The sequence below is a fragment of the Moorena sp. SIO4G3 genome (assembly GCF_010692305.1).
GTDB classification, from domain to species: domain Bacteria; phylum Cyanobacteriota; class Cyanobacteriia; order Cyanobacteriales; family Coleofasciculaceae; genus Moorena; species Moorena producens_A.
The window spans coordinates 1-12878 of sequence record NZ_JAAHIG010000095.1 but is presented as its reverse complement, the minus strand read 5'-3'; the positions used below and the strand labels follow the sequence as shown (position 1 = coordinate 12878).

Below are 12878 nucleotides of genomic sequence, written 5' to 3'. Positions count from 1 at the left end.
AACTGTTGATTCTTAAGTCAAGGATAAAATAACTATGGTTTTTATTGTTGCTACATCCACCGGCTTTCCGCTCCACTATTACTCTCAGGAAGTTCTAGCCACGGCACTGCGGAAATACTGCTTGGCAATGGAACTAGATTTTGATCTCGATATCATCGAGCGCTTTTTTACCAACGTCAAAATTAACGGGCGTTACTTTACTTTTCCCCTCGATTCTTTCTTCGATCCCCCTGGAGTCGCACAAGTTGCTAATGAAGCAATTACCAAGTGTCTTCATGTCATTGAAACCACTGTAACCAAGCTGCTAGACAAAGCAGACATAGCACCCCAAGATGTCTCTCAACTTACTGCTACTACCCTAATTGCTGCCACTCCTGGATTGGATGCGAGATTAATCAACCGCATTCCCTTTTCTCCCGATATCAAAAGAATGGCGTTAACGGGTGTAGGTTGTATGGGTGGTGCTTTTGGCTTGGCTCGAATTGCTGATTATCTAAAAGGACATCCCACCGAATCTTCGGTACTCTTTTCGATGGAACCTTCTTCAGGATTGTGGCAAGGTTCGCTACAAAGAGATTTATCCTACATGATCAAACGATTGCCCGAAGATCCTGGGGTATACAGCAATATCATCATGACAATTGTAACTGCCGCTCTATTTGGAGATGGTTCGGCAGCAGTTTTAATGGTAGGCGACGATCATCCTTTGGCTCAACCCGGTCAACCTCGAATTGTTGATAGTCGCTCGATTATTCTACCCAATACAGTTCATCTGATGGGCATGGATATGGTGGATACTGGCAGACGTAATATTCTCCGACCAGAAGTAGCCGATTATGTTAAGGTTGCCCTCCACAAAACCATTGACCCCCTACTTGCTGACTATAACCTCTCAACGGATAAGATTGCTCGCTGGATGATTCACCCTGGAGGACCAAAGATTATTCAAGCAGTTCAAGAAGAGTTCGGACTTGAAGAGCAAGCATTACAAGAAAGTTGGGATGCTTTAGCCGAAATTGGTAATATTTCTTCCCCTACGGTGTTATACATCCTAGATAAAACTTTGGCAGGAGAACAGCCCCCGGCAGGATCTTATGGCTTGTTATTAGCAATGGGTCCTGGTTTTTCCCAGGAAGCGATTTTATTGCAGTGGTAAGGAGTATCTAAATTAATGTTGACGAAATATATCTTTATCGGAATTGTGGTAGCTGTCATTTTACAGCGACTTTTGGAAGTACGTTTGAGCGATCGCAATCGGACAGAAATTCTGCAACGAGGTGGAAAAGAACATGGGAATAACTTACTCGGTGCGGTCAGGATCCTGCAAGTAAGCTGGTATATTGCGATGATTACTGAGGTTTGGTACTTAGAGCGTCCTTTTATGCCAGTTTTAGCTGCCTTTGCCTTGACAGCCACCATAGCAGGGCAAGTTTTACGCTATCTATCAATGCAAGCTTTAGAGTGGCGGTGGACGCTACCGATTATGACTGTGCCTGGAATGCCGGTGGTGAAATCAGGGCTTTATCGCTATCTGAGACACCCTAACTGGTTGGGGGTAATCCTAGAAATTGCTTTTCTACCCCTAATTCATAGTGCTTATCTTACGGCGATCGTCTTTTCTTTGGCTAATGCCATTCTAATGAGCAAACGGATTCAAACAGAAGAAAAGGCTTTGAGCGAAAACACCAACTATGCTTCCATTTTTGCTAATAAGCCACGTTTTTTATCTATTACTGGATTCACTAGAAATGATAGCAGCTTTCAGTAAGCTTAATTATTTCAATACTTTTTGAGACTTATTCAGCAAGCCCTAATTAATGTCAAGCGTATTATACCGCAATATAAGACTGCTAATTCTGACCATATGCCTCATTCTAGTCTGGGGATTTTCCTCGTTCAGTATCCTGCCCCGCATGGAAGATCCCCAGCTCAGCCAGTGGTTAGGCAAAATCACCACTAGTTTTCCTGGAGCTAGTCCCGAACGGGTAGAATCCCTAGTGACGGAAAAATTAGAACAAGAATTATTTAAGATTGAAGAGATTAAAACTGTCACATCCACCTCACGCCTTGGCAGCTCTAGAGTAGTTATCAAACTCAAAGATACTGTTGAGGATTTTGACAAAGTTTGGTCTCGCGTGCGCGATCGCATCGCCGATGTTACCCCACAACTCCCTCCAGGAGCTCTAACACCAAAATACGAAGAGATTAATCAAAGGGCATATACACTGATTGTTGCACTCACCTGGGATTTAGAAACACCAGCTAACTATGCTATTTTGAGCAGAATAGCAGAAGAACTCAAAGATGAACTACGCACCAAAGGAGGTACAGAAGAAATCGAGTTTTTTGGTGCTCCATCGGAAGAGATTGTTGTCGAAATCAACCAGGCTAATCTAGCGGCTTTAGGCATTACCCCCCAAAAACTTTCCGAGCAAATCCGCATCAGCGATGCTAAAGTCTCCTCAGGAACACTCCGTAGCAGCAACAATGACCTGTTAATTGAAGTAGAAACAGAGCTAGATTCTCTAGAGCGCATTCGACAAATTCCTATTGGTCTGGGCAACAACTCAGGACAGTTAGCTCGTCTGGGAGATATTGCTAATGTCAAAAAAGGTATACAAGAACCCCCTGGGGAGCTAGCCATCATCAATGGCAAACCAGGAATCGCCTTAGCCGTTCGCATAGAACCTAGTATACGCATTGATCGTTGGATGAAAAGGGCTCGCCAAACCTTAGAAGAGTTCCGCCAGAGTAGCCCCAGTGGTATTGACTTACAACTCCTGCTAGACCAGAACCGTTATGTAGACAGCCGATTGAATGGCCTGTTCCAAAACCTGATCCTCGGTTCCTTGTGTGTTGTTGTCAGCACCGCCGTACTCATGGGATGGAAAGCTGCCATAGTAGTCGGTGCAGCTATTCCCCTCTCAGTCCTGATGGTGTTTGGAGGGATGAGAGTACTGGGAATTCCCCTGCATCAGATGTCGGTCACCGGACTGGTAATTGCCCTAGGGATGTTGATCGATAACGCCATTGTCGTTGTCGATGAAATGCAAAACCTTCTCAGACAGGGTATCCCACCCCAAAAGGCAATAGCCAAAACTGTGAAGTACTTAGCCATACCCCTATTGGCATCCACCCTGACCACAGTGTTGACCTTTCTCCCCATTGCTCTTCTTCCTGGGGATACAGGGGAATTTGTGGGGACAATTTCTTTTAGTGTGATCCTTGCTCTGCTCAGTTCCCTATTGTTATCGTTAACAGTCATCCCCGCTCTCAATGGCAGGATGCAGGTTCTAAATTATGAACCAGGCACGAAAAAGAATCAATTAACCTTCCAGGGCTGGTGGAATACAGGCTTTTCTATACCCAGGTTAACTAAAGTTTATCGTCATACCCTGTCTTCTATCTTGGCACGGCCTGTAGTGGGAGTGGTGCTAGCTCTGATTTTACCAATCACAGGCTTTCTGATGGCTGGAACTCTCCAAGAGCAGTTCTTCCCTCCAGCAGATCGAGATCAATTCCACATCGAGTTGGAACTCTCCTCTTCCGCATCCATAGAACAAACCAAATCTGTTGTTGAAGGAGCAACTGAGGTGATTTTGAAGCACCCGGAAGTGCTTAACGTTCATTGGTTTTTAGGAACATACGCCCCTGCATTCTACTACAATATAACCAGTGGAGGCAGCAAGGGTGGAATTCCTAATTATGCTGCTGCTATGGTTCAACTGACCTCACCCACCAAGAGCCGCCAGTTGATTCGAAACCTACAAAAAGAACTAGATCTTGTTATTCCAGAAGCCCGAGTCTTAGTCAAACAACTGGAACAAGGACCACCATTTGCCCCCATTGAATTACGCATTATAGGTCCTAACCTAAATATCCTAAAACAATTAGGAAACCAAGCCCGGGAAGAACTGGTTAAAGTAGCCAACGTTACCCACACCCGTAGCAGTTTAGGGGAAGCCTTACCCAAACTCGCCCTATCTTTAGATGAAGAACAAGCCCGGCTCACCGGACTCGACAACACCCAGATTGCCCAGCAACTCAATGGTAACCTGGAAGGAACAGTCGGTGGCTCTATCCTAGAGGGTACCGAAGAACTCCCAGTGCGAGTCCGCCTGGGCAAACGCGTACGCGGCAACCTCGACCAAATTGCCACCCTCGACCTGCTGCCAACCACCATCCCATCGAATCAAAATCCCCCGACCGTTCCCCTCTCCGCCCTGGGTCAAATCGAACTGGTTCCCGAACTAGCCACCATTACCCGACGCAATGGCCAACGGGTCAACACAGTCCAAGGCTTCATCACAGCAGGAGTCCTACCGTCAACCGTGTTAGCGGACTTCAAACAGCGCCTAGAAACCAGTGACTTCCAACTGCCCCCAGGCTATTCTCTGGAGTGGGGAGGAGAATCCGCCGAACGCAATGAAGCTGTAGGCAACCTGCTGTCTACCGTCGGTGTGCTCCTAGTCTTAATGGTTGCCACCCTAGTGCTGTCTTTTGGTTCCTTCCGGTCTGCCGGGATCATTGCTCTAGTGGGTATTGGTTCAATTGGTCTGGCACTTGCTTCCTTGTGGATGTTTGACTATCCCTTGGGTTTCATGGCTATCCTCGGCACCGTTGGCCTAGTTGGTGTGGCGATTAACGACTCTATCGTCGTCCTAGCTGCCCTGCGGTCTGACTCAATGGCTCGTCAAGGCAACCGAAAAGCCATGGTAGAGGTAATTGTTCTTTCCACTCGCCACGTCCTCACCACCACCATCACTACAGTAGCTGGTTTCATACCCCTGTTGCTTGATGGTGGTCAGTTTTGGCCCCCTCTAGCTATCTGTATCGCTGGTGGCGTAGGTGGTGCTACTCTCCTCGCTCTGTTGTTCGTGCCTTGTGCTTACTTGCTGCTTTTCGGTCGTAGTCCGAGAGTTAGGGACAGGCAATATCGAACTCTGTCCATAGAACATTTCAATGCCAATAGCACGCCTACTGTCGGGGGTCATCACTATGAATAATAACTCAGCTGGCCATCAAACTAGTCTGACAAGAGAACAGACAGACAGATTGGATCAATCCCCTGCTGCTATTGATCCAGAGCAAATCTTGCCTTCGTTAACTGCTCACGAAAGAGAAAAAACCCAAACACTGAATAAATTTGGCTTATGGCAGAGTGGGACTATCTTATTACTGTCTGGGTTCTGTATTTTTCTGCTCAGTCCCTCTGGATCTAACTGGCGCTTAAATTTATCCAACCTTAAGGCTAGCCAAGCCAATCAGGAATCCAAGCCCCAAGCTTCCTTTTCTGGCAATATCCTCCCGGTTGAGACAATCAGCGTCAAGCCGGTAGATTCATACCAACTGTTGCGCTCCTACACTGGTTCCCTAGTAACCCGCCGCAGTAGCGAATTGGGCTTTGAGCGTTCTGGTAAATTAGTCCGCCTCACAGTGGATGAAGGAGACTGGGTTAAAGCTAGTACGCCCCTGGCTTACCTAGATACTAGGAATCTCAAAGCCCAACAGCGAGAATTACTGGCGACTCTTGCCCAACAGCGAGCCCAGCTCAAGGAACTCTTTGCTGGACCGCGTTCCGAAACCATTGCGGCAGCACAAGCTTCAGTTAGGGATTTGAGTTCCCAACTCGAACTTGCTCGCAAGAAACGCTCCCGGCGGGAAGCTCTTTATCGGGAAGGGGCAATTTCCCGTGAGCAACTTGATGAAGCAACTAGTCAAACCAGTGTCAAACAAGCTCGCCTGGAGGAAGCCAAAAGCCAGGTAGATGAGTTACTAGCTGGAACACGCCCCGAACGCATTGAAGCCCAACAAGCATCAATCCAACAACTGAATGCCAGACTAGCCAGTCTCGAAATTGAACTGGAAAACAGCATCCTGAAAGCCCCTTTTTCTGGCACCATCTCTGGCCGCCTTTTGGACGAAGGAACCGTCGTCTCCCCTGGTCAGCCTATCCTGCGCCTCGTGGAGGATGGTGCAATTCAAGCCCGGATCGGTGTGCCCGTAAGCGCCACTGACCAACTCCAACTCAACAGCGAGCAATCGTTGCAAATCGGACAGAAGACTTATCCAGCCCGAGTTTCCTCAATTTTGCCCGAACTAGACTCTAGCACCCGTACCTTAACCGTTGTCCTCACCCTGGATCCCTTGGCAGTAAGGCAAGTGTCCCCTGGACAGGTAGCGAGGTGGAAATTAGCTGAAACTATTCCTACTGCTGGTTACTGGCTGCCCACCACCGCTCTAGTGCAAGGAGTACGTGGTTTGTGGTCTTGCTACGTCTTGGGGGAATTGGCTGAATCGGATCGTTCTGGTGCAGCTCACGTCTTCAGTGTCGAACGGCGGGATGTGGAAATTTTGCAGACACAGAGTAACCGCATTCTGGTTCGCGGTACCCTCCAAGCAGGGGATCAAGTAATCGTCGGTGGAACTCATCGCCTTGTGCCTGGACAAAAGGTGCGCTCAAAAACCGTTGCTGGGGTCAAAGTGCCATGATAGTGTCTTGGGCTAAGTAGAACAAGTATTATTGTTTAATGTTATTGTTTAAGTCTAACCTTTTCAAGACGCCCATGGTGGGTTTGTCTATCCAACAGCAAATGCTGGGTACTGCCACGACAATCGGCATCATACATATCCCATAGCCTACCCTTGAAACACTCTGTGTTTTTTCCATCGATAAAGAGCCTTAACAAAAGGTACGCAGTTGGCGATCGCCTTTCTGGTTGCCTAATGGTGTTTTTGAGTAAGGATTCAGGTTGAAAGGTTAGGAATTAAAGCACTTGTTTAGAATTACAAACAAATGCTTTGATGGTTTGCTCAAAAAACCCAATCACAGACCCTGCTTGAATACAAAAAGTCTGTATCACCGTCAATAAATTGGCTGTTCACACCCCTCGATAGATCAAGAAGCACTACTAACTTACTGATTGCTTATTTTTACCGAGAGTAAGCTTCACGAAGAAACAAGGATTTGGTCAATTGTGGTCACGAAGCTAATCAGATTGAGACTGCGATACTGATCGCAAATTATCTCTGCGTATTGCTTAGAGTAAAAAGAATTTGTCTGATAGGCAAATCCTCCTGTGGTGTCGTACCGCGATAATTCTGGTAAAGACGTTTCAATCACTTCCTCTTGCTGTTCAGTTTGCGGCACAATCACTACCCGATAAATTTCATTATCTAATTTTTCCCCTAGATATCGCGAAAAAAGACCATTCAGTTCAGCTACAATTAGTTTTTCCTGTTCAGAAACTTCTTCATCAATATTAATTAATGCATTGACAACATCCCTGAGTTGAGATACTTGTTTATCTGGGGGTGAAGTGGCTAGATAATCAACTACATCCTGACGCAATTTTATGAAGTTTTTATTGGCACCTTCTTTTCGGTTTTCGGTTAAATTTTTCCAGGAAAAATCTATGTTCCAATTCTTCGCGAAGCTTTGGATAAACTCTTTTTCCTGAGGATTTAATTCTTCATCAATTAGAGCTATTTGACTAAGGATATAGATAATTTTTTGGGCTCCGGAAGGTTTAAAAAATGATTTTGCCAAATCCCCTACCTCTTGCTTTTCAGACTTTAGTGCTTGCTTGATTAGCCTCCATAACCCTTTTTTTCTCTCACCATCTACCCAGAATTTTATTCCCACGAACACATAAAATATACTCATAAATATATAGATGATAGTGTCCAAAAAACCTTGCCATTGCTTCTCAAATAAATAGTTCAAAGCAAAGAAAAAACCAGGTATAATAGCCATGATTTCAGCCATTACCGATACACTTTCAGCGACTTGATTATCATGCTTACGTTTCCAGAGTTTGTTAGAAGATAGGTAGACTTCTGTTAAGGAGAATCCTATAGATAAAAAGGCTAAAACATAAACGATTTCTTTGATGATTTCAATCATAATATAAATCAGATCAAGATCTGCTAAATCAGATATATATTTAGGTTATTTAGGTATTTAGGTTTGTTGAAGGTATTACAAATTTGGAGATATTTGTAATTTACACGAGGTTCTTGGAATATAGCGTTTATCGTAGCTATGAGGTACACATTATTTTTTACCTCTTCCCTCTTACCTCTTACCTCTTACCTGCTCCCTGCTCCCTGCTCCCTGCTCCCTAAAAACCATAAATTTGTACCTCACAAGTCGTAGAATTGCTATAGTTATCACTGACAGTTCTTCCTCACAATATAAATCAAATATTTTTTATCTAAAACTGTAAAATTTTGTTAAGACATTCGTCCTTTATCTTTAATCTTTACTAATGTAATTACTAGTTGACATAAACTCTTTAAGAAGATTGTATAGCAAAACACTATTTACCCTCACCAGCATAGTCCTAGTCACCAGTATCCTGGGCGCTTGCACCAATGAACCTTCGCCGCCTGAAACTAAGTCTAATCTCAGGCTGACTTCAGACGGTTTGGGCACACTCAACAAAACTAGCAACTTTGATGCTGATACCATTAAGAGTGCTTTGCCCAGTTATACCGTAAAAAAAGAAACCACCTCTGCTGAAGGGGAAACTTACGATATTTTCAGAGCCTACTGGCAAGATAGCCTCGTAGTGGAAATCGATGCCGACATCTCCCAGCCAAAAATCGGCAGGATGACAATACTAAGCGATCGCATCCCTGGCCCAAAGGATGTGAAGGTAGGAATAGCCTACTCAGCGACTCCTGGACACGAGAAACTAGACTGCTTGCCAGGTGAGGAAGGCTCCACGGGGAAAGTGATTTGTAGGTTTGAGGAAAATGCCTCTATTCTATACGTCTATCAACCCCTTAACTGGGAAGGACCTTATCATAAGTTACCTTCCCAAGAGGTTCTCACCAAGGCTAAGCTAGATAGTCTACTTTGGGTATCACCTTAGTGCGCAAATAGCAAAAATTAATTACTAATTACTAATTAGCGCTCTTTAAGGGCTGGGGCATGGCTCAATGGTGTCTTTGCTGAAGATTCCAACAGCAAACCATACTCAATCCCTTCCACCACAGCTTCATAGGACGCTTCGAGGATATTACTAGAAACCCCCACAGTTGTCCAGCGCTGTTCTCCATTGCTTGATTCCACTAGCACCCTTGTCTTAGCCGATGTGCCAGCAGCACCATCCAGAATTCGCACTTTGTAGTCAGTTAGATGAAAATCAGCAATCTCTGGGTAAAAGTTCACTAAGGCTTTGCGCAAGGCTGCATCAAGGGCTGAAACTGGTCCATTGCCTTCTGCTACTTCCAAAATATCCTGGTTGTTAACAGATACTTTAATGGTTGCCACAGAATTACTGTAGGGTTTACTGACCCCTTGTAGCATATCGCTATGTATCTGACAGCCTTTGAGTTCAAAGGGATGTTCTCGATATCCCAAAGCATCCCGCATCAACAAATCAAAACTGGCTTCCGCTGCTTCAAATTGATACCCTTGATTTTCCAGATCTTTGAGGCGTTCCAGGATTTCGCGACAGGCGGGGTCTTTTTTATCCAGGTCATGACCGAAACTACGGGCTTTTGCTAATACATTGCTCAGTCCCGACTGATCAGAAATTACGATCCGACGCTGGTTACCAATCTGTTCTGGCTGAATATGTTCATAGGTCAGAGGATTCTTTGCCACCGCTGACACATGGATGCCACCTTTGTGAGCAAAGGCTGAACGACCCACAAAGGCAGCATGGTCATTGGGAGCAAGATTGACAATCTCGCTAATTAAACGACTAGCTTGGGTAAGTCTGGCTAGCTGATTATCCTGAATACAGGAATAACCAAGCTTCAACTGTAAGTTAGGAATCACAGAACAGAGATTGGCATTACCACAGCGTTCACCATAACCATTAATCGTTCCCTGAACCATACACGCTCCCTCAGATACAGCAGCTAAGGCATTAGCAACCGCTGTATCGGAATCATTATGGGTATGGATTCCTAACATGGGTTGGAGGTTAGCCGGTTGAAGGTTAGCAGGTTGAAGGTTAGCAGGTTGAAGGTTAGCAGGTTGAAGGTTAGCAGGTTGAAAGTTAGAACCTTCAACATTCAACCTTCCAACTTTCAACTCTTTAATGACATCTCTAACAATTTGACTAACTTGATCGGGTAGAGTACCACCATTGGTGTCACATAGTACTAGCCATTCTGCACCCGCATCTTTAGCAGCTCTCAGGGTTTTGAGGGCATACTCTCGATTGGCTTTATAGCCATCAAACCAGTGTTCTGCATCGTAAATCACCCGACGCCCTTGACTACGGAGGTATTCTATGGTATCCCGAATCATGGCTAGGTTTTCGTCTAGGCTAGTTTTCAGCCCTTCTGTGACATGAAGATCCCAGGATTTACCAAAAATAGTCACCCAGCGCGTTCCTGCAGCTAAAATAGCTTGCAGCATCCGGTCTTCTGCAGCGGACATGTTTGGCCGTCGAGTTGAGCAAAAGGCTACTACTTCTGCTTGTTTGAGAGGTTCTTCTTTGAGCTTCCAGAAAAATTGCACATCTTTCGGATTTGCCCCTGGCCATCCTCCTTCAATGAAGGGAATACCTAACTCATCCAGTTGTCGAGCAATGCGTAACTTATCTTCTAGAGACAATGAGATTCCTTCACGCTGGGCACCATCCCGCAGCGTTGTATCGTAAATCCAGATGGGGTGAGAAGCTGTTGAAGTCATGGGCAAGTATAATAGTTTACTTTATCGTAAAGAAATGTAAATTATAGTTAAGGGTAAGCTTTGATGGCCTAAAGCTCTGTCAAGGGCAAGGCACGCAGATAACCTTCCGACATTTACCCGCGCTTAGCAGTGTAGGAAGGTTACCGATCTCTTAACCCTTGATATATCAAGGGTATCAAGCGATGCAGCGCGGTCTTGGGGAGGCAACGCCGCCAAAGGGGGTTCCCCCCATGAGCGACTGCCGTGGTTTCCACGGGGCTTTCAAGGTGCGGACGCAGGTTCCGCACGCAGCCCCTCCCCATGAGCGACTGCATCAAGACAGAGGACTAGACCAAACTATCTAAGATCTAGATTTTTATAAACGCAGCTTATCTAGAACCATCAAACAATAAGAGCACCTTGGTGTATTGCCAGATTGGCTCTGTTCACAACATTAAACATAGCTGCATCTAATTGTATTAAAAAATAAGCTACAGATAAGGAGTAATCTTGAATAATGCCTAAAGTAACAGCACAAGGAAAAAGCTTTGAATGTGACCAGGGCAGTAATCTGCGCAAGGTCTTACTAGACCATGGGGTTGCCCTATACAACGGCAACGCTAAACTAATTAACTGTAGAGGATTAGGCAGCTGTGGTACCTGTGCGGTTGAGATAGACGGGGAAGTATCCGAGCCAAATTGGAAAGATAAAGCTAGGCGATCGCTTCCGCCCCATTCTCCGACAGCAAATCGCCGCTTAGCCTGTCAAACTAAGGTTTTAGGTGATGTTTGTGTTACCAAATATGATGGCTTTTGGGGGCAAGGGGATCAAACTGTCTGGACCCCAGAATCATGAAATTGCCAATTCTTACTGGAACCTCGGCTGTAGTTAAAACCTAGGGCGTGTCGTCAGTTAAGCCAAACAACAGCAGCAGCGAGATCAATTGTGCCTAAGAAATTTCTCGCAGTTTTATCGTCACCGGTTTTGCCATGGCAAGGTATTGCTTGATTTTAGGGAAGAAATTATCAATAAGATGTTGCGCTTTGTAAAGCTGTTTATCGTACTTTCGTTGCATTATCATTAGACCTCTTGCAAAAGTAGCGATCGCTAAATTTTTTATTTCAAACAAAGTTCGTAGTTGTATATAGCAGCAATCAAATTAAAGCGCAAACTAAATCTTTTTCTTCTGTTACGATATCGCTCTGAAAATATTTAAAATATTTTGATATGCCGATAGACATGTTCAATCACAATTCTTTGTGAAGCTAGCTTACGATTCTCTTCTTTTTGGAGAGGTGATAATTTACTCTTGGGAGGTTTTTTATGAGTAATATGACTCATTTGATGTATTTTTTTAATTCCTTGATATCCTTTATCTGCCAGACATTTAGTTTTTACCGAGAGATTAGTTTTACTATTATTGAACAACTTAAAATCATGTTCTTTCCCTTTAGCGTAAGCAATACAGATTATCTCTTTGCTATTTTAATCAATGATAACTTGATATTTTAAGGTGTGCTTTTTATTCTTACCACTGTAGTACTTTTTCGGTTTTTTTTTGGACGCTCAATCGGAATCTCCGTTACATCAATAACTGCTATCTCGATTTGGTTACCTGATTTCACTAATTGTTTCTTTCCTGGAATTCTAAATTCGTTGGCGTAGCGTGGCCTACGGCCAAAGGACTTAATTAAAATATTTTCTATCTTACGAATTATTCGGTACACTGTTGATTCATTCAGTCCCCAATGTTGACCAATATGAAAGTAAGTTCTGTATTCTCGTAAGTATTCTAGGGTCATCAATACTTGATTTTCTAGACTCAATTTGGATGGTCTCCCGGTTTTTGTCTTCTGTAAATCATTTTCTTATACTAATTTCACCATCTGAGTAAAAGTCTCTTTTCTAACCCCACAAAGGCGTTTGAAGTCCTGGTTAGTTAAATCTTTAACTTTTTGATAGGTCATTATTTTACCTCATACTGAGCCATTTATATCTTTTTTATTGGACTTTTGCAAGAGGTCTATTATAGGGTTAGATTTTGGAGGAATTGTAGCCTCACATGCCATAGATTTAAAACGAGCCAAGACTCCCTCATCGGCCAGGGCAAGAAGCAGGGCAAACGCATCTAATCGGCAGAAACTAGCTCTGAAAAGCGTTTGAATGACCCGAAAATTTTAGCTGACCTTAAAATTTGACGGGAACAGATAAAACTGGTATAATATTTGTGTCGCTTATATA

At 44.3% G+C, this 12878-nt stretch carries 10 protein-coding genes and 1 pseudogene; 6 read left to right on the top strand and 5 right to left on the bottom strand.

The annotated features are described in order from the left end of the window. The first annotated feature begins 34 nt into the window (after nt 1–34). Genes F6J99_RS18230 through F6J99_RS18215 form a run of 4 tightly spaced genes read left to right on the top strand, consistent with a single transcriptional unit; the run spans nt 35 to nt 6492 of the window. Entirely contained in the window at nt 35–1156 is a 1122-nt protein-coding gene (locus F6J99_RS18230) for a 3-oxoacyl-[acyl-carrier-protein] synthase III C-terminal domain-containing protein (RefSeq protein WP_293114124.1), read from the top strand. A gap of 15 nt (nt 1157–1171) precedes the next feature. Beyond that, nucleotides 1172–1768 carry an isoprenylcysteine carboxylmethyltransferase family protein gene (locus tag F6J99_RS18225; RefSeq protein ID WP_293114123.1) on the top strand — a complete coding sequence of 199 codons (597 nt, stop codon included), beginning with the start codon at nt 1172–1174 and terminating at the stop codon, nt 1766–1768. Nucleotides 1769–1817: 49 nt separating this feature from the next. After that, entirely contained in the window at nt 1818–5006 is a 3189-nt protein-coding gene (locus F6J99_RS18220) for an efflux RND transporter permease subunit (protein ID WP_293114122.1), read from the top strand. Next, nucleotides 4999–6492, top strand: coding sequence for an efflux RND transporter periplasmic adaptor subunit (locus F6J99_RS18215; protein WP_293114121.1), 1494 nt, complete (start codon nt 4999–5001; stop codon nt 6490–6492). Before F6J99_RS18220 ends, F6J99_RS18215 begins: the two co-directional genes overlap by 8 nt. 457 nt (nt 6493–6949) lie before the next feature. Here F6J99_RS18215 and F6J99_RS18210 read toward each other — a convergent pair whose 3' ends face one another. Further along, complete coding sequence (locus tag F6J99_RS18210; RefSeq protein WP_293114120.1) at nt 6950–7906, bottom strand: hypothetical protein; 957 nt, start codon at nt 7904–7906, stop codon at nt 6950–6952. A gap of 400 nt (nt 7907–8306) precedes the next feature. Here F6J99_RS18210 and F6J99_RS18205 point away from each other — a divergent pair, with 400 nt between their 5' ends. Continuing rightward, complete coding sequence (locus F6J99_RS18205) at nt 8307–8879, top strand: DUF1131 family protein (RefSeq protein WP_293114119.1); 573 nt, start codon at nt 8307–8309, stop codon at nt 8877–8879. 35 nt (nt 8880–8914) lie between these two features. On the opposite strand, the gene cimA is transcribed toward F6J99_RS18205, so the two are convergent. Continuing rightward, nucleotides 8915–10657 (bottom strand): citramalate synthase, encoded by a 1743-nt coding sequence (gene cimA, locus F6J99_RS18200; protein ID WP_293114118.1) that lies wholly within the window; start codon nt 10655–10657, stop codon nt 8915–8917. A gap of 140 nt (nt 10658–10797) precedes the next feature. Beyond that, nucleotides 10798–10959, bottom strand: a complete 162-nt coding sequence (locus tag F6J99_RS18195; protein ID WP_293114117.1) for a hypothetical protein — start codon at nt 10957–10959, stop codon at nt 10798–10800. A gap of 194 nt (nt 10960–11153) precedes the next feature. On the opposite strand from F6J99_RS18195, the gene F6J99_RS18190 reads away from it, so the two are divergent. Beyond that, the gene (locus F6J99_RS18190) at nt 11154–11492 is read left to right on the top strand and encodes a 2Fe-2S iron-sulfur cluster-binding protein (protein WP_293114116.1); all 339 of its coding nucleotides are present in this window, start codon (nt 11154–11156) and stop codon (nt 11490–11492) included. A 94-nt stretch (nt 11493–11586) separates the two neighbouring features. Here F6J99_RS18190 and F6J99_RS18185 read toward each other — a convergent pair whose 3' ends face one another. Next, entirely contained in the window at nt 11587–11766 is a 180-nt protein-coding gene (locus F6J99_RS18185; RefSeq protein ID WP_293114115.1) for a hypothetical protein, read from the bottom strand. Then, nucleotides 11754–12604 (bottom strand): annotated as a pseudogene (locus F6J99_RS18180) (IS5 family transposase). The gene F6J99_RS18185 and the pseudogene F6J99_RS18180 overlap by 13 nt, the downstream one beginning before the upstream one ends. Nucleotides 12605–12878 lie beyond the last annotated feature (274 nt).

What these genes read in the sequence shown, in the direction of transcription:
- F6J99_RS18230 (WP_293114124.1), top strand. Translation starts at nt 35, where the DNA reads ATGGTTTTTATTGTTGCTACATCCACCGGCTTTCCGCTCCACTATTAC.
- F6J99_RS18225 (WP_293114123.1), top strand. Translation starts at nt 1,172, where the DNA reads ATGTTGACGAAATATATCTTTATCGGAATTGTGGTAGCTGTCATTTTA.
- F6J99_RS18220 (WP_293114122.1), top strand. Translation starts at nt 1,818, where the DNA reads ATGTCAAGCGTATTATACCGCAATATAAGACTGCTAATTCTGACCATA.
- F6J99_RS18215 (WP_293114121.1), top strand. Translation starts at nt 4,999, where the DNA reads ATGAATAATAACTCAGCTGGCCATCAAACTAGTCTGACAAGAGAACAG.
- F6J99_RS18210 (WP_293114120.1), bottom strand. Translation starts at nt 7,906, where the DNA reads ATGATTGAAATCATCAAAGAAATCGTTTATGTTTTAGCCTTTTTATCT.
- cimA (WP_293114118.1), bottom strand. Translation starts at nt 10,657, where the DNA reads ATGACTTCAACAGCTTCTCACCCCATCTGGATTTACGATACAACGCTG.
- F6J99_RS18195 (WP_293114117.1), bottom strand. Translation starts at nt 10,959, where the DNA reads ATGGGGAGGGGCTGCGTGCGGAACCTGCGTCCGCACCTTGAAAGCCCC.
- F6J99_RS18190 (WP_293114116.1), top strand. Translation starts at nt 11,154, where the DNA reads ATGCCTAAAGTAACAGCACAAGGAAAAAGCTTTGAATGTGACCAGGGC.